Annotated in this window: 17 protein-coding genes; 8 read left to right on the forward strand and 9 right to left on the reverse strand. The window is 77.1% G+C overall.

Annotation, left to right across the window (positions count from 1 at the left end; genetic code table 11):
• Positions 1–64 precede the first annotated feature (64 nt).
• Positions 65–847, forward strand: coding sequence for a GNAT family N-acetyltransferase (locus WDV85_RS13415; protein ID WP_339571104.1), 783 nt, complete (start codon positions 65–67; stop codon positions 845–847).
• Positions 848–850: 3 nt separating this feature from the next.
• Here the strand turns inward: WDV85_RS13415 and WDV85_RS13420 are convergent, their stop codons facing one another.
• Positions 851–1,354, reverse strand: coding sequence for a DUF6328 family protein (locus WDV85_RS13420; protein ID WP_339571105.1), 504 nt, complete (start codon positions 1,352–1,354; stop codon positions 851–853).
• A 148-nt stretch (positions 1,355–1,502) separates the two neighbouring features.
• Between WDV85_RS13420 and WDV85_RS13425 the strand changes: the two genes are divergently transcribed.
• Both WDV85_RS13425 and WDV85_RS13430 read left to right on the forward strand, forming a co-directional pair.
• A complete protein-coding gene (locus WDV85_RS13425) occupies positions 1,503–2,930 on the forward strand; it encodes a sigma 54-interacting transcriptional regulator (RefSeq protein ID WP_445263331.1) in 1,428 nt (475 codons plus the stop codon).
• Positions 2,931–3,025: 95 nt separating this feature from the next.
• Positions 3,026–5,047 carry a VWA domain-containing protein gene (locus WDV85_RS13430; RefSeq protein WP_339571107.1) on the forward strand — a complete coding sequence of 674 codons (2,022 nt, stop codon included), beginning with the start codon at positions 3,026–3,028 and terminating at the stop codon, positions 5,045–5,047.
• Positions 5,048–5,081: 34 nt separating this feature from the next.
• Here the strand turns inward: WDV85_RS13430 and WDV85_RS13435 are convergent, their stop codons facing one another.
• The 4 genes from WDV85_RS13435 to aspS form a co-directional block, all read right to left on the reverse strand.
• Positions 5,082–5,891 carry an LLM class F420-dependent oxidoreductase gene (locus tag WDV85_RS13435; protein ID WP_339571108.1) on the reverse strand — a complete coding sequence of 270 codons (810 nt, stop codon included), beginning with the start codon at positions 5,889–5,891 and terminating at the stop codon, positions 5,082–5,084.
• Between the two features lie 52 nt (positions 5,892–5,943).
• Positions 5,944–6,561: a DedA family protein gene (locus tag WDV85_RS13440; protein WP_339571109.1), complete on the reverse strand. Its 618-nt coding sequence runs from the start codon at positions 6,559–6,561 to the stop codon at positions 5,944–5,946.
• 206 nt (positions 6,562–6,767) lie between these two features.
• Positions 6,768–7,292, reverse strand: a complete 525-nt coding sequence (locus WDV85_RS13445; RefSeq protein WP_171202212.1) for a GNAT family N-acetyltransferase — start codon at positions 7,290–7,292, stop codon at positions 6,768–6,770.
• Positions 7,289–9,148 (reverse strand): aspartate--tRNA ligase, encoded by a 1,860-nt coding sequence (gene aspS, locus WDV85_RS13450; protein WP_339571110.1) that lies wholly within the window; start codon positions 9,146–9,148, stop codon positions 7,289–7,291. Before aspS ends, WDV85_RS13445 begins: the two co-directional genes overlap by 4 nt.
• A 206-nt stretch (positions 9,149–9,354) precedes the next feature.
• Between aspS and WDV85_RS13455 the strand changes: the two genes are divergently transcribed.
• Positions 9,355–9,915, forward strand: coding sequence for a YbhB/YbcL family Raf kinase inhibitor-like protein (locus WDV85_RS13455; RefSeq protein ID WP_339571111.1), 561 nt, complete (start codon positions 9,355–9,357; stop codon positions 9,913–9,915).
• A 78-nt stretch (positions 9,916–9,993) separates the two neighbouring features.
• Complete coding sequence (locus WDV85_RS13460) at positions 9,994–10,635, forward strand: alpha-ketoglutarate-dependent dioxygenase AlkB (RefSeq protein ID WP_339571112.1); 642 nt, start codon at positions 9,994–9,996, stop codon at positions 10,633–10,635.
• Between the two features lie 40 nt (positions 10,636–10,675).
• Here WDV85_RS13460 and WDV85_RS13465 read toward each other — a convergent pair whose 3' ends face one another.
• From WDV85_RS13465 to WDV85_RS13475, 3 genes are all read right to left on the reverse strand, one after another.
• Positions 10,676–11,764 (reverse strand): Rv2578c family radical SAM protein, encoded by a 1,089-nt coding sequence (locus tag WDV85_RS13465; RefSeq protein ID WP_339571113.1) that lies wholly within the window; start codon positions 11,762–11,764, stop codon positions 10,676–10,678.
• A gap of 541 nt (positions 11,765–12,305) precedes the next feature.
• Positions 12,306–13,682, reverse strand: coding sequence for a histidine--tRNA ligase (gene hisS, locus WDV85_RS13470; protein ID WP_339571114.1), 1,377 nt, complete (start codon positions 13,680–13,682; stop codon positions 12,306–12,308).
• Complete coding sequence (locus WDV85_RS13475; RefSeq protein ID WP_339571115.1) at positions 13,682–14,449, reverse strand: MBL fold metallo-hydrolase; 768 nt, start codon at positions 14,447–14,449, stop codon at positions 13,682–13,684. Before WDV85_RS13475 ends, hisS begins: the two co-directional genes overlap by 1 nt.
• Positions 14,450–14,582: 133 nt before the next feature.
• On the opposite strand from WDV85_RS13475, the gene WDV85_RS13480 reads away from it, so the two are divergent.
• The 3 genes from WDV85_RS13480 to WDV85_RS13490 all read left to right on the forward strand — a co-directional run bounded on the left by WDV85_RS13480 (position 14,583) and on the right by WDV85_RS13490 (position 18,099).
• Entirely contained in the window at positions 14,583–15,347 is a 765-nt protein-coding gene (locus tag WDV85_RS13480) for a peptidylprolyl isomerase (protein ID WP_339571116.1), read from the forward strand.
• Positions 15,348–15,355: 8 nt separating this feature from the next.
• A complete protein-coding gene (locus tag WDV85_RS13485) occupies positions 15,356–17,395 on the forward strand; it encodes a DUF349 domain-containing protein (protein WP_339571117.1) in 2,040 nt (679 codons plus the stop codon).
• An 86-nt stretch (positions 17,396–17,481) separates the two neighbouring features.
• A complete protein-coding gene (locus WDV85_RS13490) occupies positions 17,482–18,099 on the forward strand; it encodes a hypothetical protein (protein WP_339571118.1) in 618 nt (205 codons plus the stop codon).
• On the opposite strand, the gene WDV85_RS13495 is transcribed toward WDV85_RS13490, so the two are convergent.
• Positions 18,051–20,483, reverse strand: coding sequence for a RelA/SpoT family protein (locus WDV85_RS13495; RefSeq protein ID WP_339571119.1), 2,433 nt, complete (start codon positions 20,481–20,483; stop codon positions 18,051–18,053). The two genes, WDV85_RS13490 and WDV85_RS13495, sit on opposite strands and share 49 nt — an antisense overlap.
• Between the last annotated feature and the right edge of the window lie 6 nt (positions 20,484–20,489).

Here is a 20,489-nt window from a genome sequence, read left to right on the forward strand (position 1 = left end):
CGGCGCCGGCGTCCGGCCGAGGGGGCGTGCGCCTCTCCCCGGCGCGGGTGCCAGCATCCGGGGCGTGACAGAGGTCCGGGCCCTGCCGGTCGAGCGCCTGCCCGAGGACGTCCCGTTCCTCCGCTGGCACCTCGCGCCGTCGCGCGTGCACGGCGCCTGGCGCTGCGGTGCGACGACGGGCGTGCTCGCCGACCGCCGCCGGGGGCGGTCCCTCGTCGTCCTCGGGCCCGCGGACGACGCCGTGCCCCTCGTCGCGGCGGTGCTCGACGACGCGGCCCCGGCCCTCGTCACCCTGCCCCGCGGAACCCCGGACCGGCTCCGGGAGCAGGTCCCCGCCGTGGGCGCGCGTCTGGTCGGCGGGGACGACTGGGACTGGGCGTGGACGACGTCGGCTCCGGCGCAGCCCCTCTCGGGTGAGGAGCACGTCGTCGTCCTCGACGTCGGCACGCGCGAGGCGCCAGGACCGGACGCTGCGGCGGTGCAGGAGCTGCTGGCCGCCGCCAGCCCGCGCTCGTCGGTGCAGCCGGGTGACGCGCACGCGCGCGCCTGGTTCGGCCTCCGCCGCGGCGACCGCGTCGTCGCGTGCGTCGCCGCGACCGGCGACGACGGCGGCCCCGCGCCGCACCTGGCGTCCGTGGCGACCCACCCCGACCTGCGCGGGCGGGGCCTCGGCGCCGCCGTCACAGCGGGGGCGACACGGCACCTCCTCCGGGAGGCGCCCGCCGTCACGCTCGGGATGTACGCCGACAACGACGTCGCCCGGCGGATGTACACACGGCTCGGGTGGACCTGGGCGCACCGGTTCTCCTCCCGGGTCGTGCGCCCGGCGGCCGACGCCGCGGCCTGACCCCTACCGGCGCCCGGCGCGCCGGCGCCGGCTGAGGGGCAGCGCGCCCCACGTCACGACGGCGAGGGCCGCCAGGGCGCTCGTGGCGACGACCGCCAGGACGTCGCCGAAGAGGACGCGGACGACGAGGAACGCCGCCGACCCGAGCGCCAGGGCCAGCAGCGCGATGCCCCCGACCGCCTGGCGGTTCGCCGTCCGCAGCAGGCCCTCCTTGTCGTAGGGGTAGCCGCGGAGCCGGTGGTAGGCGCTCACGCCGCCGAAGAGCACCACGGCGGCCAGCGCGGAGAGGAAGGCGACGAGGTAGGCGACGCGGCTCGTGGCGTCCTCGCCCTCCCACCCGGACTGGAACGGCACGGTGAGGAGGAACGCCACGAGCACCGTCGTCGCCGGCATGAGCAGGCGCAGCTCCCCCGAGAGCTCGTCGAGGCGGCGGTCGAGGTCGTCGGACGTGACCGGGTGCTCGCCGTCCGCGGAGCGGGAGGCCGGGTCGGGGCCGTCGTCGCGCACGTCGCCATCCTGCCGCCCCCGCGCCGTCGCGGTCGGTCCCCTCGCGGCGCGCCGCCCGGGGCGGACGTAGCGTGAGGCGGTGACCCCTCCGGCTGAGCCGACCCCCTCCGCCCCCACCGGCGCGACCGCCCCCGTCGACGCCACCGAGCTGCTGCTCGACCCCGTCCCGCCCGCCGATCTCCCCCGCACCCTGGGCGCCCTGCGCGCGAGCGGCCACGTCCTGCGCGGCGTGCGCGAGGAGATGCGCGAGAACCTCCTCGCCGCCATGCGCGAGGGCCGCACCGCCGCCGAGCGCTTCCCCGGCGTCGTCGGCTACGAGGACACGGTCGTCCCCGAGGTCGAGCGGGCGCTGCTCGCCGGGCACGACCTCGTGCTCCTCGGCGAGCGCGGTCAGGGCAAGACGCGCCTGGCCCGCACGCTCGTCGGGCTCCTCGACGAGTGGACGCCGGTCGTCGCCGGCAGCGAGCTGCACGACCACCCCTACGCGCCCGTCTCGGCGACCGCGCGGGCCCTGGCCGCCGAGCACGGCGACGACCTCGAGGTCGCCTGGCTGCACCGCAGCTCGCGGTACACCGAGAAGCTCGCGACGCCGGACACGAGCGTCGGCGACCTCGTCGGCGACGTCGACCCGGTGAAGGTCGCGCAGGGCCGCAGCCTCGGGGACCCCGAGACCATCCACTTCGGTCTCGTGCCGCGGGCCCACCGCGGGATCTTCGTGGTCAACGAGCTGCCCGACCTCGCCGAGCGCATCCAGGTGGCGCTGCTCAACGTCCTCGAGGAGCGCGACATCCAGGTCCGCGGGTACGCCCTGCGCCTGCCGCTGGACCTCCTCGTCGTCGCGACGGCGAACCCCGAGGACTACACGAACCGCGGGCGGATCATCACGCCGCTGAAGGACCGCTTCGGGGCCGAGGTGCGCACCCACTACCCCCTCGACGTCGACGCCGAGGTCGCGCTGGTCCGGCAGGAGGCCGTGCTCGCGGCCGAGCTGCCGGACGTCCTGCTCGAGGTCCTCGTGCGCTTCACCCGCGCCGTCCGCGAGTCGCCGTCGGTGGACCAGCGCTCCGGCGTCTCGGCGCGCTTCGCCGTCGCCGCCGCCGAGACGACGGCCGCCGCCGCGCTGCGCCGCTCGGCCCTCGTCGGCGAGCAGCCCGCCGTGGCCCGCGTCGGCGACACCGCCTCGGTCGTGACGACGCTGCGCGGCAAGGTCGAGTTCGAGTCCGGCGAGGAGGGCCGCGAGCACGACGTCCTCGAGCACCTGCGGCGCACCGCCGTGGCCGAGGTCTTCCGGCGCCGCACCCGCGGGCTCGACCTCTCCGGCTTCACGTCCGTCGTCGCTGACGGTGGCACGGTCGAGACCGGCGAGCTCGTGCCGGCCGCCGACGTCCTCGCCTCGCTCGGCGCCGTGCCGGGCCTCGCGCAGGTGCTCGACGCCTTCGGCTTCGGCGACGAGCCCAGCGCCCCGCAGGCCGCCTCGGCCGTCGAGCTCGTCCTCGAGGGGCTGCACCTGCTGCGGCGCCTCGGCAAGGAGGTCGTCGAGGCTCCCGGCGGGCCCCGCACGCTCTACGGCGGCTGACCGCCCCGCCCCGGTCCGCGCCCGGACAGGTCCGCCCAGGGCCGGTCCGGGCCGGCGCCCGTCCCGCACCGCACGCCCCTCCCCGGGAGGTCCTCATGGCCCGCTTCTCCTACGGCGCGTGGGCCGGCGGTCCCGACCCGCTGGCCGGCCCGCTCGACGTCCGCGCCGCCGTCGACGCCCTCGGGCGCGAGGTCATGGAGGGCCGCAGCGTGCGCGACGCGCTGCGCGACCTCCTCGAGCGCGGAGAGGACGGGCGCCGCGGGCTGCGCGACCTCGCCGCCCGGGCGGTGCGGCGGCAGAAGGAGCTGCGACGCTCCGGCGACCTGGCGGGGCCGCTGCAGCGCGCCCGCGAGCAGCTCGCGCAGGCCCTCGACGCCGAGCGCGAGGCCCTGGCCATGTCCGACGACGACGCCGCTCGCGAGCGCGAGCAGCGCCTCGACGACCTCCCCCGCGACACGGCCGAGGCGGTGCGCGAGCTCGAGGACGACGAGTGGCGCAGCCCGGTGGCCGAGCAGCTCTACCGCCAGATCCGCGAGCAGCTGCGCGACGACGTCATGGGCGCCCAGTTCGCCGGGCTGCGCGACGCGCTGGCCGCGGCGCGGGAGGCCCGCCGGGCCGCCGAGGAGGGAGGCGACGCCGAGGGCGCCCGCGCCCAGCAGGCCGCCGCGATGGCGCAGATGAAGGACATGCTCGCCGACCTCAACGCCCTGCTGGCCGCCCACGCGCGCGGCGAGGACACGACCGAGCAGTTCGAGCAGTTCATGGAGCGCCACGGCGACGCCTTCGGCGACGACCGCCCGGAGAGCGTCGAGGAGCTCGTCGACGAGCTGGCTCGCCGGCAGGCGGCCATGGACCGGATGCTCTCGTCCCTGTCGCCCCAGCAGCGCGCCGAGCTCTCCGACCTCATGGCGGACGCCCTCGGCGACGCCGGCCTCGAGGCGGAGATGGCGGCGCTGGGCAACGCGCTGCGCGCCCTGCGGCCGGGCCTCGACCGGCGCTCGCGGGAGCGCTTCACCGGCTCCGACCCGATGGGCGTGGGCGAGGCGACCGACGCCCTCGCCGAGCTCTCCGACCTCGACTCCCTCTCGCAGGCCCTGGGGCAGGACTACCCGGGGGCGACGCTCGACGACGTCGACGTGGAGGCCGTCGAGCGCCAGCTCGGTGCCGGGGCGGCGGCCGACGTCCGGGCGCTGCAGGAGCTGGACGCCGAGCTCCGCCGCCAGGGCTGGCTCTCGCGCGACGGCGCCGACGCGCTGTCCCTCACCCCGAAGGCGATGCGCCGGCTGGGGCAGACGGCCCTCGCGGCCGTCTTCTCGCGCCTGCGCGGCGGGCGGCGGGGGCAGCACGACGACCGGTCGGCCGGCGCCGCCGGCGAGGCGACGGGCAGCTGGCGCGCGTGGGAGTTCGGCGACGAGCAGCCGCTCGACGCCGTCCGCACCGTCCAGCGGGCGGTGCTGCGGACGGCGGGGACGCCCGGGCGCACGGGCGGCGGCGTCGTCGCGCTCGACGTCGAGGACTTCGCCGTCGTCGAGACCGAGCGCCGCACGGGCGCCGCCGTGGCGCTGTGCGTCGACCTGTCGTTCTCCATGGTGGCCGAGGGGCGCTGGGCGCCGATGAAGCAGACGGCGCTCGCGCTGTCCCACCTCATCGCGACCCGGTTCCCCGGCGACGAGCTGGAGATCATCGGCTTCGGGCGTACCGCCGAGGTCCTGACGGCGGCCGAGCTCGCCGCCGTCGAGCCGTCCGGCGTGCAGGGCACCAACCTCCAGCACGCGCTCGCACTGGCGCGCCGGCACGTCGGCCGGCACCCCGGGCTGGACCCGGTGGTCCTCGTCGTCACCGACGGCGAGCCGACGGCGCACCTCGAGGACGGCGAGGCCGTGTTCTGGTGGCCGAGCCTGCCCGAGACCATCGAGGCGACCGTCCACGAGGTCGACGCGCTCACCCGGATGCGGACGCCGATCAGCACCTTCGTCCTCGGCGACGACCCGGGACTGCGCCGCTTCGTGGACGCCCTCGCCCGCCGCAACGGCGGCCGGGTGCTGGCGCCGTCGACCGACCGGCTCGGCGAGTACGTCGTCAGCGACTACCTCGACGCCCGCGCCTCCCGCGGCTGACCGCGCTCCGGAGGAGGAGGCGTCACCTCCACGGTCAGGCGTTGCGCTCGTCGCGCCAGGCGAGCCAGTCGCGCAGGGGGCCGAGGTCGTAGTCGGGGCCGCCGGTGCTCACGGTGAAGAGGGTGACGCCGGCGCCGAGCATCGCGTCGCCGACGGCGGACGGGTCGCCCTCGACGCCGGCGGAGCGCTCGACCTCCCGCGGGTCGCGGCCGAGGTCGCGGCAGTAGCCGTCGAGGATCGCGCCCTTGCGCTGGACCGTCTCGGCGTCGCCGAAGGCGTGCCAGATGTCGGCGTGGCGGGCGACGAGCGGCAGCGTCTTCTTCTCGCCGCTACCGCCGACCATGACGGGGATGTCGCGGACGGGGGCCGGGTTGAGCTTCGCCCAGCGCGCCTCGATGCGCGGCAGGGCCTCGCCGAGGTCGCCGATGCGGGCGCCGGCGGTGCGGAAGTCGTAGCCGTACTCGTCGTAGTCGCGCTCGAACCAGCCGGCGCCGATGCCGAGGACGAGCCGCCCGTCGCTGACGTGGTCGACCGTGCGGGCCATGTCGGCCAGCAGGTCGGGGTTCCGGTAGGAGTTGCAGCTCACCAGCGCGCCGATCTCCACCCGCTCGGTGGCCTCGGCCCAGGCGCCGAGCATGGTCCAGCACTCGAAGTGCTTGCCGTCGGGCTCGCCGTACAGCGGGAAGAAGTGGTCCCAGTTCATCACCAGGTCGACGCCGGCCTCCTCGGCGGCGGCGACGGCACGGCGGATCTGGGCGTAGTCGGCGTGCTGCGGCTGGATCTGCACCCCGACGCGCACGGGGCGGGCGGCGTCCGGGGTCTGGCCGGTCTCGGCGGTGGTCACGCCCGGAGACTACGAGCGCACTGCCCCCGGTGGGGCGCGCCGTCGGGAGAGGTCAGGAGGCGCTGCGGCGGCGCGCGCGCAGCAGCTCGACGGCGAAGGGCAGGAGCGACACGACGACCACGACGGCGATGACCGGCAGCAGGTAGGTGTCGATGCCCGGGATGCGCGCGCCGAGCTCGTGGCCCACGAGGACGAGGCCGACCGCCCAGACGAGCCCGCCCGCGGCCTGCCACAGCGCGAACGAGCTGGCGCGCATGCCGACGGCGCCGGCGAGCGGGTTCATCAGGGTGCGCACCACGGGGATGAAGCGCGCCAGCACGACGGCCTTGCCGTAGCCGTAGCGCTCGAGGACCCCTTCGGCGCGCCGCACCCCCGCCTGCAGGCGCGGGCGGTCGGGGCGGTCCAGCAGCGGCGGTCCCGCGCGGCGGCCGATGAGGTACCCGACCTCCGCGCCGGCGAGCGCCCCGGCCGCGGCGGCCGCCATCGCCGCACCGAGCGGCAGGTGGGCCGCGTCGCCGGCCGACGTCGCCGTGAGGATGCCCGCGGAGAACAGCAGCGAGTCGCCCGGCAGGAAGAAGCCGACGAGCAGCCCGGTCTCGGCGAAGAGGACGGCGAAGAGCCCCACCAGCCCGAAGGTCGCGAGCAGGTGCTGGGGGTCGAGGAGGCTCACCTCCCCATCCTCTCCCCCGGCGACCCGTGCCACCGGTCGTGGGGGGGGGGGGGGGACNGAGGACGGCGAAGAGCCCCACCAGCCCGAAGGTCGCGAGCAGGTGCTGGGGGTCGAGGAGGCTCACCTCCCCATCCTCTCCCCCGGCGACCCGTGCCACCGGTCGTGCGCGGGCTGGAGGCCCGCGCCACGGCCGGCGCGCGACGGGCCTACAGCCGCCCCTGCTCCAGCCGCGTGAAGACGGGCGAGTAGACGGCCTCCCCCACGGGGGCGTCGGCGGCCAGCCGCCGCGCCATGAACTCCGGCCCGGCGTAGGGCCCGGTGATGCCGAGCTCCGAGGCCGGCTCGAAGCGGAAGCGCCCGTAGAAGGCCGGGTCGCCGAGGACGAGCACGAGGGTCTCCCCCGCCACCGTGGCCTCGGCCAGCACGCGCTCGACGAGCTGGCGCCCGACACCGGAGCTCTGGTGGTCCGGGTGCACCGACACCGGCGCCAGCGCGAGCGCCGGCGCCTGGCCGACGTGGATGCGGCTGGCCAGCACGTGCCCGACGACATCGCCGTCGTCGACCGCCACGAGGCTGTACCGGGCGAGGTAGGCGCCCGGCTCCAGCCGCAGCTCGTGCACGAAGGCCGCCTCGGGGCCCGGCTGCGCTCCCGCCCCCGTGAAGGCGGCGGTGACGACGGCGGCGACGGCGGTCTCGTCCTCGGGCCCCTCGGGGCGGACGACGACGGTCACGACGTGCCGCCGCGCTCGGGCGCCGTCGGCGGCTCGCCGGGGCCGGGCTGGGGCTTCGCGTCCACCCCGGCCTCCTTGCGCTGCTCGGCGGTGATGGGCGCCGGCGCCGCCGTGAGCGGGTCGTAGCCGCCGCCGCTCTTGGGGAAGGCGATGACCTCGCGGATGGAGTCGACGCCCGCGAGCAGCGCGCAGATGCGGTCCCAGCCGAGCGCGATGCCGCCGTGCGGCGGGGCGCCGTAGGCGAAGGCGTCGAGGAGGAAGCCGAACTTGGCCCGCGCGTCCTCCTCGGCCAGGCCCATGACGGCGAAGACCCGCTCCTGCACCGACCGCGAGTGGATGCGGATGGACCCGCCGCCGATCTCGTTGCCGTCGCAGACGATGTCGTAGGCCTGCGACAGGGCCGCGCCCGGGTCCTCCTCGAAGCGGTCGACCCACTCGGGGGTCGGCGCGGTGAAGGCGTGGTGCACCGCCGTCCACGCGCCCGATCCGACGGCGACGTCGCCGGACGCCGTGGCGTCGTCGGCGGGCTCGAACAGCGGGGCGTCGACCACCCAGACGAAGGCCCACGCGCCCTCGTCGATGGCGCCCGTGCGGCGACCGACCTCGAGGCGGGCGGCGCCGAGCAGCCCGCGGGCGGAGGACGCCGGCCCGGCGGCGAAGAAGACGCAGTCGCCGGGGCTCGCCCCGACGTGGGCCGCGAGCCCGGCGCGCTCGGCCTCGGAGAGGTTCTTGGCCACGGGGCCGCCGAGCTCGCCGTCCTCGCCGACGAGGACGTAGGCGAGGCCGCGGTGGCCGCGCTGCTTGGCCCACTCCTGCCAGGCGTCGAGCTGCTTGCGCGGCTGGCTCGCCCCGCCCGGCATGACGACGGCGCCGACGTAGGGCGCCTGGAAGACGCGGAAGGGCGTCTCGCGGAAGTAGTCGGTGCACTCGACGAGCTCGAGCCCGAAGCGCAGGTCGGGCTTGTCGCTGCCGTAGCGCGCCATCGCCTCGGCGTACGTCATCCGCGGGATCGGGCCCTCGATCTCGTGCCCGGCCGTGCGCCACAGCGCGGTGAGCAGCTCCTCGGTGAGGGCGATGACGTCCTCGGCGTCCACGAAGCTCATCTCGACGTCGAGCTGGGTGAACTCCGGCTGCCGGTCGGCGCGGAAGTCCTCGTCGCGGTAGCAGCGGGCGAGCTGGTAGTAGCGCTCCACGCCGCCGACCATGAGCAGCTGCTTGAACAGCTGCGGGCTCTGCGGCAGGGCGTACCAGCTGCCGGGCTGGAGGCGCGCCGGCACGAGGAAGTCGCGGGCGCCCTCGGGGGTGGAGCGGGTGAGCGTCGGGGTCTCGACCTCGGTGAAGCCGTGGCCGTCGAGGACGCCGCGGGCGGCCCGGTTGACGGCGCTGCGCAGCCGCAGCGCCGCGGCGGGGCCGGAGCGGCGCAGGTCGAGGTAGCGGTGCTTGAGGCGCACCTCCTCGCCGACCTCCCCCGAGCCGGAGGCCTCGACGGGGAAGGGCAGGGGGTCGGCCGTCGAGAGGACGACCAGCTGGGACGCCACGACCTCGACCTCGCCCGTGGGCAGGTCGGGGTTCTCGTTGCCCGCGGGACGCCGGCGCACCGCGCCCGTGACCTGCACGACGTACTCGCTGCGCAGGTCGTGGGCGCCGGAGGACTCGAGCAGCTCGTCGCGGACGACGACCTGGACGACGCCCGAGGCGTCGCGCAGGTCGAGGAAGGCCACCCCGCCGTGGTCGCGGCGCCGGGCCACCCAGCCCGCCAGCGTCACGGTCGCCGCGTCGGGCGCCGTCCCCTCGGCGGCGGGGGCGTCGGCGGCGTGGTCGGCGCGCAGGGTGCCGGCCTCGTGGGTGCGGAGCACGGTGGGTCCTCTCGGGGTCGTGTCCCCGGCGTCGCTGGACCGGGGCGGTCGTCGCGCCCGCGGCCGCCGGTGCAGCACCGGCGCCCGCCGGCGGGCGCGGCGATCCTACGGGCGAGGTGCGACGGCGGCCCGCGCCGCCGAGCATGGCCCCCGACCGGCGGCGCCGCCCCGAGCGGCCGCCGCACGCCCCGCAGGAGGAGACCACCGTGAGCGACCCGACCACCGGCCGAGGCCTGATCGACCCCTACGAGCACCTCCCGCAGGTGCCGTCCTTCAGCCTGACCAGCGACGACGTCGCCGAGGGCGAGCGCCTCGCGGACCGGCACGCCAGCGGGGCCTTCGGCGTCGAGGGGGGCGAGGACGTCTCCCCGCAGCTGTCGTGGTCGGGCGCCCCGGAGGGCACGAAGAGCTTCGCCGTCACCGTCTACGACCCCGACGCGCCGACGGCGTCCGGCTTCTGGCACTGGGCCGTCGCCGACCTGCCCACCTCCACGACGTCGCTCCCCCGCGGCGCGGCGACGAGCGGCCTGCCCGAGGGCGCCGTCCAGCTGCGCAACGACGGCGGCTTCGCCGGCTTCGTCGGCGCCGCTCCCCCGCCCGGGCACCGCACCCACCACTACTGGGTCGTCGTCCACGCGGTCGACGTCGAGAGCCTCGGCCTCGACGCCGACGCCCCGCCCGCGCAGCTGGGCTTCAACCTCTTCCCGCACACGCTCGCCCGGGCGACGCTCGTGGCGACCTACGACCTGCCGGCCCAGGACGCCTGACCAGCCCCCTCCCCCGGCGCCCGTCCCGCCTGCGCCACGGGTCGAACGCGTGTTCGACCTGTGGCGTAGGCTCGGCCCATGTCGCTGACGACGCAGCCGTCCCTCCTCGACGACGTCGCGGAGGACGCCGGGCCCCGCCTCGGCGAGCTGACCCAGGGCCTCGTGCGGCACGAGCTCTCGCGCGGCGCCTGGGTGGACGTCCGCCCGGGCTGGGTCGAGTCGTCGGGCGCGCTCTTCGAGCACCTGCTCACCGCGGTGCCGTGGCGGGCCGAGCGCCGGCAGATGTACGAGCGCGAGGTCGACGTGCCCCGCCTGCTCTGCTTCTACGGCGAGGAGGCGCTCCTACCCCACCCCCTGCTCGCCCGTGCGCGCGACGCCCTCTCGGCGCACTACCTCCCCGAGCTCGGCGAGCCCCTGCGCACCGCGGGGCTGTGCCTGTACCGGGACGGGCGCGACGGCGTCGCGTGGCACGGCGACCGGCTGGGGCGCTCGAGCCGCGAGGACACGGTCGTCGCGATCCTGTCGCTGGGCGCCCCGCGCCCCCTCGTGCTGCGCCCGCGCGGCGGCGGCCCGACGGCGCTGCGCGTCCCCGTGGGCCACGGCGACCTGCTCGTCATGGGCGGCTCGTGCCAGCGCACGTGGGAGCACGCCGTCCCCAAGACGAGCCGGCCGGTCGGGCCCCGCGTCAGCGTCCAGCTGCGCCCGCGCGGCGTGCGCTGACGACGCCGCGGCCCGGGTGGTCCCGGGACACGCGCCGCGCTCAGAGGGCGAGGGGCAGCTGCTCGGGCTCCGCGACGACGGCCTGCGGGCGGCGACCCGCCCCCGTCGGCAGGCTGCCGGCGGGGAAGGCGCCCTCGTCGTCGCCGGGGACGCCGCGGGCGACCCCGCCGTGCTGGCGGTCGAGGCCGTGGCGGGCCAGCAGCGGCGCGAGCCGCTCCTGCAGCCACGACCGGTAGTGCGGCGGGACGTAGGCGCCGCGGCCGTAGAGGCGGGCGTAGCGCGGCACGAGCCGCGGGTGCGTGCGCTCGAGCCACGCCCAGAACCACTCCCGCGCGCCGGGTCGCAGGTGCAGCGGCAGCACGGTGACGCCCGTCGCGCCCGCCTCCGCGACCCGCCCGAGGGCCTCGTCGAGGTGCTCGACGGTGTCGGTCAGCCACGGGAGCACCGGGGCGACGAAGACGCCGCACGGCAGCCCGGCGTCGCGGACGCGGCGCACGAGCTCGAGCCTGGCGCGGGGCGACGGCGTCCCCGGCTCGAGCGCCTGGTGGAGGTCGTCGTCCCAGATGGCAAGGGACACGCCGATCCCGACGGGCACCTGCCCGGCGGCCCGGGCGAGCTGCGGCAGGTCGCGCGCGAGCAGCGTCCCCTTCGTCAGCACGGAGAACGGCGTGCCGGACGACGCGAGCGCCTCGACGACGCCGGGCATGAGCCGGTAGCGCCCCTCCGCCCGCTGGTAGGGGTCGGTGTTCGTGCCGAGCGCCACGTGCTCGCGCTCCCACGACGCCCGGCCGAGCTCGCGGCGCAGCACCTCGGCGACGTTCGTCTTGACGACGACCTCGCGGTCGAAGCCCTCGCCGGTGTCGAGGTCCAAGTAGGCGTGGGTGCCGCGGGCGAAGCAGTAGACGCAGGCGTGGCTGCAGCCGCGGTAGGGGTTGACCGTCCACCGGAACGGCATGGCCGACCCCGCCGGCACCGCGTTGAGGGCGCTGCGGGCGCGCACCTCGTGGAAGGTGACGCCCGCGAACTCCGGCGTCCGCACCGTGCGCTGCAGCCCGGGGATGCTCGCCGCCGCCAGCCCGGGCAGCGCGCCGTCGTCGACCGCCGCCAGCGTCTGCGTCTGCCACCTCACGGCGCGAGTCGAACACCTGTCCGACGAGGCGTCAAGCGATCGGCGTCGCCGCGCGTCGCGGTCGCCGCGCTCGGGTGGTCCGAGACTTCGGCGCTCAGGCGGGGCGGCGACCGGGGCCACGAGCGCGGACGTCGAGGGCGACGAGGCGGCGCGCCGCCCCGCGAGGTCCGCGCGCGCTGCCGTCACGGCGCGTCGGCCCGCGAAGTCCGCGCTAGGGGCGCCGAGGGCGAACGGGCGACGACTCGCCCTCCCGAGCCCCTCCCCGAGGGCGAACAGGCGACGACTCGCCCTCCCGACCACCGCCCGGAGGGCGAACAGGCGACGACTCGCCCTCCCGACCCCCGCCCGGAGGGCGAACAGGCGACGACTCACCCTCCCGACCACCGCCCGGAGGGCGAACAGGTGACGACTCGCCCTCCCGACCACCGCCCGGAGGGCGAACAGGCGACGACTCGCCCTCCCGACCACCGCCCGGAGGGCGAACAGGCGACGACTCGCCCTCCCGAACCCGTCCCTGAGGGCGGGCCGCGACGGCCCGCCGTCAGGCGGTGGGCTCGTGCCAGGCGACGGTCGGGCGGGCGTCCTCGGCGGGCGGCGCCCACGTCGCCGGGTCCGCGGGCCCCTGGTCGCCGGAGCGGATGTCCTTGACCTCGTGCGCGCCGTCCTCCTGCGGGAACCACACGAAGGGGATGGAGCGGCGGTCGGCGTAGCGGATCTGCTTGCCGAAGCGCGCGGCCGACGGCGCCACCTCGGTGGCGACGCCGCGGGCCCGCAGCGCGGCGGCGACGGCGGCCGAGGCCGCGCGGTGCTCCTCGTCCGCGACGGCGACGAGCACGGCCGTCGGCGTCGGCCGCGAGGCGCGCAGCAGCCCGCGCTGCAGCAGCGGCACGAGGGTGCGCGTGACCCCGAGGGAGAGCCCGACGCCCGGGTAGGTCGTCCGGCCGTCGTCGGCGAGGGCGTCGTAGCGGCCGCCCGAGCAGATCGACCCGAGGTGCTCGTAACCCGTCATGCGGCTCTCGTAGACGGTGCCCGTGTAGTAGTCGAGACCGCGGGTGATGGACAGGTCGGCGACGACCCGGAAGGAGCCGCCCCCGACACCCCCCGTGGCGGCGACGACGGCGGCCAGCTCGTCGAGGCCCTGGTCGAGCAGCTCGTCGCGCACGCCCAGCCCGCGGACCTCGTCGACGAAGCCGGTGCTGCCGGGCTCGGCGCGCAGCGTCGCCAGCGCCAGGCAGGCGTCGGCCTCCCGCTCCCCCAGGCCGACGCCGTCGACGAGGGAGGCGCGGACCCGCTCGGGCGAGGTCTTGTCGAGCTTGTCCACCTCGCGCATCACCGAGGCCGTGTCCGCGAGCCCGAGGCCGCGGTAGAAGCCCTCGACGAGGCGGCGGTTGTTGACCTGCATGACCACGGGCGGCAGCGGCAGGCGGGCGAAGGCGTCGGCCATGACGAGCGGCAGCTCGGCCTCGTGGTGCGGCGCGAGCGAGCCGGCGTCGACGACGTCGACGTCCGCCTGGCGGAACTCGCGGAAGCGGCCCTCCTGCGGCCGCTCCCCGCGCCACACCTTCTGCACCTGGTACCGGCGGAAGGGGAAGGCCAGCTTCCCGGCGTTCTCCAGCACGTACCGAGCGAAGGGCACCGTGAGGTCGTAGTGCAGCGCGAGGACGTCGTCCCCGCCCGCCCCCGCGGCGGCGCCGTCCTCGGCGACCTCGGCGAGCCGGCGGACCGCGTAGACCTCCTTGTCGATCTCGCCCTTGCGCAGCAGCACCGACAGGGGCTCGACGGCGCGCGTCTCGACGCCGGCGAAGCCGTGCAGCTCGAACACCTCGCGCAGCACGTCGAGGACGTGCTCCTCGACGACCCGCTCCTCCGGGAGGAGCTCGGGGAAGCCCGACAGGGGTCGGGGGGTGCGCGCGGCCATCAGGGGCTCTCCAGGAGGTCGGGGTCGAGCAGGTACGGGTTCGTGGCGCGCTCGCGCGCGAGGGTGGACGCCGGGCCGTGGCCGGGCACGACGAGGGCGTCGTCGGGCAGCGCCAGGACGCCGTCGCGCAGCGTCGCGCGCATCGCGGCGCCGTCGCCGCCGGGCAGGTCGGTGCGCCCCACGGAGCCGGCGAAGAGGACGTCGCCGGTCATCACCGTGCTCCGCACCTGCCCGGCGACCGCCGGGGTGCCGGCGGGGAGGCCGTCGGCGGCGGACCAGGAGTCGCCGTCCGGCACGTCCTCGACGACGAGGAGGGTGGAGCCCTCCGTGTGCCCCGGGGCCGCCACCGCGCGGACGCGCAGCGCCCCCGCGACGACCTCGTCGCCGCCCGAGAGCCCGCGCACCGACGCCGGGCGCCGCCACGCGAAGCCGGGGACCTGCACCAGCAGCGCCGCGCGCAGCTGCGGCCCGAGCCCCTCGAGCGGGTCCTCGAGGCGGTGGACGTCGGGGGCGCCGAGCAGCACCGGCGCGCCCGCGGGGTCGGCGACGGCGGCGGCCTCCGCGACGTGGTCGAGGTGCCCGTGGGTCACGAGGACGGCGACGGGGCGCAGGTGCAGCCGCTCCAGCAGCGGGAGAAGGCGGTCGACGACGCCGAGGCCCGGGTCGACCACGAGGCACTCCTCCGGGGAGCCCGCCGTGCCGGCCCGGGCGGCCAGGACGGTGGTGTTGGTGCCCAGCACGCGGGCCGGGACGCTGCGCAGGAGCACCGGGGGAGCCTACCGACGGCCCGTCCGCGCATAGACTCGCCGCCGTCCGCCACGGGCCGCCGCCGCTCCCGTCCCGGGGAGGGCGCGCCACGGCGGCAGGCCCGGCGGGAGGTCGACGAGCGGAGGTCCATCGGTGGCGCCCAGCAAGCGCGAGCGCGACGACGCACGACGTCGCTACGCGGAGCACCTGCGACGCCAGGAGCAGCAGGCGGCCGCGCGCCGCCGGCGGAACCGCGTGCTGGTCGTCGTCGGCGCCGTCCTCGCCGTCGCCCTCGTCGCCGCCGGGGTGGTGACGGCCGTGACGGGCGGCGACGACACGCCCGAGGCCTCCGGGCCCTGCCCGACCCCGACCTCCGGCGCCGTCGCCGACCCGCCGCAGTTCGACGCCGCCCCCGCGCCCGGCTCGAGCGACGCCACCTCGGCGGTCATCGCCACGACGTGCGGCGACATCACCGTCGAGCTCCTGCCCGACGCCGCCCCGCAGGCGGTCGCGAGCTTCGCCTTCCTGGCCGACGAGGGCTTCTTCGCCGGCACGCCGTGCCACCGGCTCGTGACGTCGGGCATCTTCGTGCTCCAGTGCGGCGACCCGACGGGCACCGGCACGGGCGGGCCCGGGTACAGCTTCGGCCCCGTCGAGAACGCCCCCGCCGACGACGTCTACCCCGCCGGCACGCTCGCCATGGCCCGTCAGGGCGGGGACGGCGACAGCAACGGCAGCCAGTTCTTCCTCGTCTACGAGGACTCGTCGATCCCCTCGGACGCCGGGGGCGGCTACACCGTCTTCGGCCGCGTGACCGAGGGGCTCGACGTCGTGCAGACCATCGCCGAGGGCGGCACCGCCGCCGACGGGGTCGCGCCCGCGCGACCCATCAGCATCGAGGGAGTGACGACGCAGTGAGCGACCCCGTGAGCGCCCCCCGCGAGGACGAGGACCGTCCGGAGACGGCGGCGCCCGAGACGACCGCCCCCGGGACGACGGCGCCCGAGGAGACCACCCCGGAGGCCACCGCCGAGGCGGCCCCCGACGCCGACCCGGGCGGGCCCGCGACGGACGGCCCGGCGGGCGACGAGCAGCCGGCGGACGGGGCGGACGCGGGCGCGGCGGTGGAGCCGACCACCCCGGTGACGACGGCGGAGGACGTCGCCCGCGACGCGGCCGGGCTCGACCCTGAGGGCGCGGTGGACGCCCCCCGCGCCGAGGACGACTCCTCGCCCGAGGACACGTCGTCGCCCGGGGACGCCGGCCCGGTGACGGAGGCGGCCGTGCCCTCGGACGACGCCGTGGCGGTGGGCAGCACGGCGGACGAGGTCGTCAGCGACCCCGTCGCCGACGCCGACCCCGGCGCCACCCCTGCCGGCACCTCTCCGGGCGACACCCCTGCCGGCACCTCGGGCGTCGCCACGACGCCGTCGGCCGCCGACGAGCCCGCGGCCGACACGGAGCCGGCGACGGGCGCCGGGGCCGCACCGTCCCCTCGCCCGGCGCCGCGCCCCGGCCCCGGTCGACCCGGGCCGCGCCCCTCCGGGCCGCGTCCCGGCGCCGCCGGGCCCACCTCCTCCACCGGTGCGTCGTCCCCGTCGTCCCCCTCGGCGTCCTCGCGGGGCCCCCGCCCGGCGGGGCGCCCGGGCGGCCGCCGTCGTGACGAGTCCGCGGGGGCGCCCGCGGTGACCGCGGAGCACGCGCCCGCCGACACGGCCGAGTGGGGCCGCGTCGACGACGAGGGCGTCGTCCACGTGCGCACGGCGGACGGCGAGCGGGTCGTCGGCTCCTACCCGGACGTCGCCGCGGACGAGGCGCTGGCCTACTTCGGCCGCCGCTTCGCCGACCTCGTGGCGCAGGTCGACCTCGTCGAGCAGCGCCTCGACGTCGCCGACGCGCCCGTCGGCGAGCTGCGCTCGGCCCTCGCCAAGGTGTCCCGCGCCCTGCAGGACGCGACCGCCGTCGGCGACCTCGCCGGCCTGGGCGAGCGCGTGGACGCCCTCGGCGCCCGCGTCACCGAGCGCGAGCGCGAGGCGAACATCGCCCGCGAGCAGGCCCGCGGCGTCGTCCGCGCGCAGCGCGTCGAGCTCGTCGAGGAGGCCGAGGCGCTCGCCGAGGCCGACCCCGCCCAGGTGCAGTGGAAGGCCTCCGGGGAGCGGCTGCGCGCGCTGTTCGACCTGTGGCGCGAGCAGCAGCGCGCCGCCGGCACGGCCCGCCTGCCCAAGGGCGAGGAGGACGACCTCTGGCGCCGCCTCAAGCACGCGCGCAACCGCTTCGAGCGGCACCGCCGGCACCACTTCGCCGAGCTCGACGCGCGCCACGGCGAGGCCAAGGCCGTCAAGGAGGGCCTCATCGCCGAGGCGGAGGCGCTCTCCGGCTCGACCGAGTGGGGCCCGACGTCGACGGCCTACCGCCAGCTCATGGACCGCTGGAAGGCGGCCCCGCGGGCGGCGCGCAAGGAGGACGACGCCCTGTGGGCGCGCTTCCGCGCGGCGCAGGACGTCTTCTTCAGCGCCCGTGACGCCAAGGACGCCGAGCAGCTGGAGGGCGAGAAGGAGAACCTCGCCGTCAAGGAGGCCCTGCTCGTCGAGGCGGAGGCGATCCTCCCCGTCCGCGACGTGCGGGCCGCCACGGCCGCCCTGCGCGACGTGCAGGAGCGGTGGGACGCCGCCGGCCGGGTGCCGCGGGCCGACCTCGGCCGCATCGAGAAGCGGATGCGGGCGGTCGAGCAGGCCGTGCGCGACGCCGACTCCGAGCGCTGGCGGCGCACGAACCCCGAGGCGCGGGCCCGCGCCGAGGGGGCGCTGGGCCAGCTCCAGGACTCCATCGCCGGGCTCGAGGCCGAGCTCGAGCAGGCGGAGGGGGCCGGGGACGAGCGCGCCGTGCGTCGCGCCCGGGAGGCCCTCGACGCCCGCCGCGCCTGGCTGCAGCAGGTGGAGCGGGCGGCCGCCGACTTCAGCGGCTGAGCCCCCGCTCCCGCGCCCCGGGCGCCCGTCCACAGGCGGGCCCCCGGGGCTCGGCGCCCTCGACCGGCCCGCGCCACGATGCCGGGGTGACGACGGACGCCGCCCCCGCCGGCCCGACCACCGGTCCCGGGCTCCGCCGTGCGCCCGTCCCCGACGGCGTATGGACGCCGGGCGTGGTGCCCGCGGCCGTCCTGCGGGCGATGGCGGCCGAGGGCCTGCTCGTCGAGCTGGTGCCGCAGGTCTGGGTCGCCGCGGACCTGGCGGGCGACGCGGTGGTCCGCGCCGGCGCGCTGGCGGCGGCGGTAGAGCGGGCCGCCGGCCCCGGCTCGCCCGTCGTCGCGCGGGCGCTGCTCGACCGCGGGGTCGTGGGCCTGACGGCGGCCGCCTGGGTCCACGGGAGCGGCGGCCCGCCCGCGCGCGTCGACCTCCTCGTGCCGCTGGGCACGGGCTCCCGCCCCGTGCCGGCGCCGCTGCGGCTGCGCCGGGTCGCCGACCCGTGGGGGCGCAGCGCGCAGGTCGGTCCCCTGCGCGTGAGCGACCCCGGCCGGGCGCGCGAGGACGCGGGCGACGACGTCCGGGACGCCGCGGCCCTGGCCCGCCTGCGCCGCGCGGCGGGGGCGGGCGCGCGCCCGGCCCGGCCGGACGGGGGGCCCCGTCAGGGCGTGCTGTGGCCGGCCTCCTCGCGGCGCCCCGTCGAGCGGTAGACGTCGAAGACGCCGTCGACGCGCCGCACCGCGGCGAGCACGTGGTCGAGGTGGCTAGGGTCGCCCATCTCGAAGGTGAACTTGGAGATGGCCACGCGGTCCCGCGATGTCGTCACCGACGCCGAGAGGATGTTGACGTGGTTGTCCGACAGGACCCGCGTGATGTCGGAGAGGAGTCGCGCGCGGTCGAGGGCCTCGACGGAGATCTGCACGAGGAAGACGCTGTCGGCGCCGACCGACCACTCCACCTCGACGATGCGCTCGGGCTGGCCCATGAGACCGCTGACGTTGCCGCAGTCGCGGCGGTGCACGGACACGCCGTTGCCGCGCGTCACGAAGCCGATGACCGGGTCGCGCGGCACCGGAGTGCAGCAGCGGGCGACCTTCACCCACACGTCGTCGACGCCCTTGACGACGACGCCCGGGTCCCCGGAGCGCCGTCGCGTCGCCGTCCGCGGGGGCGGCAGGACCGCCTCGGCGAGGTCCTCCTCGGCGCCGCTCTCGCCGCCCAGCGCGGTGACGAGCTTCTGCACGACCGACGCGGCGGAGACGTGCCCCTCCCCCACGGCGGCGTACAGGGCCGAGACGTCGGCGTGGTGCAGGTCGCGCGCGACCCCGGCGAGGGAGTCGTGGGACATGAGGCGCTGGATGGGCAGGTGCTCCTTGCGCATCGCCTTGGCGATGGCGTCCTTGCCCTGCTCGATGGCCTCCTCGCGGCGCTCCTTGGAGAACCACTGCTTGATCTTGCTGCGCGCGCGGGGGCTCTTGACGAAGGTCATCCAGTCCCGGCTGGGGCCCGCGCCCTCGACCTTGGACGTGAAGACCTCGACGACGTCGCCGTTGTCGAGGGTCGACTCCAGCGGCACGAGGCGGCCGTTGACGCGGGCGCCCATCGTGCGGTGCCCGACGTCGGTGTGGACGGCGTAGGCGAAGTCGACCGGCGTCGACCCGGCGGGCAGCGCCACGGCGTCGCCCTTGGGGGTGAAGACGTAGACCTCGGCCGCGTTGATCTCGAAGCGCAGGGACTCGAGGAACTCGCCGGGGTCGGACGTCTCGCGCTGCCAGTCGAGCAGCTGGCGCAGCCAGGCCATGTCGCTGCCGCCCGTGCCGTGGCTGCCCGGGGCCCCGCGGTCGGCCGGGTCCGTCGTCCCGCGGCCGCCGGCGTCCTTGTACTTCCAGTGCGCCGCGACGCCGAGCTCGGCCCGGCGGTGCATGAGGTGCGTGCGGATCTGGATCTCGACGGGCTTGCCCTCGGGCCCGATGACCGTCGTGTGCAGCGACTGGTACATGTTGAACTTGGGCATCGCGATGTAGTCCTTGAAGCGGCCCGGGACCGGCGTCCAGCGCGCGTGGAGCGCACCGAGGACGGCGTAGCAGTCCCGGACCGTGTCGACGAGGACCCGCACCCCGACGAGGTCGTAGATGTCGGCGAACTCGCGGCCGCGCACGATCATCTTCTGGTACACGGAGTAGTAGTGCTTGGGCCGGCCCGTGACGGTGGCGCGGACCTTGGCCTGCCGCAGGTCGGCCGCGACCTGGTCGCGGACGACGGCGAGGTACTCCTCGCGGGCGGGGGCCTGCTCGGCGACGAGCCGGACGATCTCCTCGTAGACGCCCGGGTAGAGCGTCGCGAAGGAGAGGTCCTCGAGCTCCCACTTGATGGTGTTCATGCCCAGCCGGTGGGCGAGCGGCGCGTAGATCTCGAGGGTCTCGCGGGCCTTGCGCTCGGCGGACGCCGCGGAGACGTACTTCCACGTGCGGGCGTTGTGGAGCCGGTCGGCGAGCTTGATGACGAGGACGCGGATGTCGCGGGCCATCGCCACGACCATCTTGCGGACGGTCTCGGCCTGCGCCGCGTCGCCGTACTGGACCTTGTCGAGCTTCGTGACGCCGTCGACGAGCATGGCCACCTCGTCGCCGAACTCCTCCCGCAGCTGGGCGAGGGAGTACGCGGTGTCCTCGACGGTGTCGTGCAGCAGCGCGGCCGCCAGCGTCGGCGCCGTCATGCCGAGGTCCGCGAGGATCGTCGTCACCGCGACGGGGTGGGTGATGTAGGCGTCGCCGCTCTTGCGCCGCTGCCCGCGGTGGGCCTTCTCCGCGACGACGTACGCCCGCTCCACCACGGCCGTGTCGGCCTTGGGGTGGTTGCTCCGCAGGCTGCGCAGGAGGGGCTCGAGGACGGGGGACGTCGTCGACGGCCGCGAGCCGAGGCGCGCGAGCCGGGCGCGGAAGCCGCTGCCGCCGGGCTCGTCGGCGCGGGCGGGCTCGCTGGTCGGGTCCGGCGACGCGGGGACGGGAGCGAACGCGCCCGTCGTCGTGGGGGCGGGCGCGCCGGCGCCGGTCTCCTGCGGCGCGGGACCCCTCTGGGCGACCTCGTCGGACACCGGCAC

This window comes from Pseudokineococcus sp. 5B2Z-1 (genome assembly GCF_037482305.1).
GTDB lineage: Bacteria > Actinomycetota > Actinomycetes > Actinomycetales > Quadrisphaeraceae > Pseudokineococcus.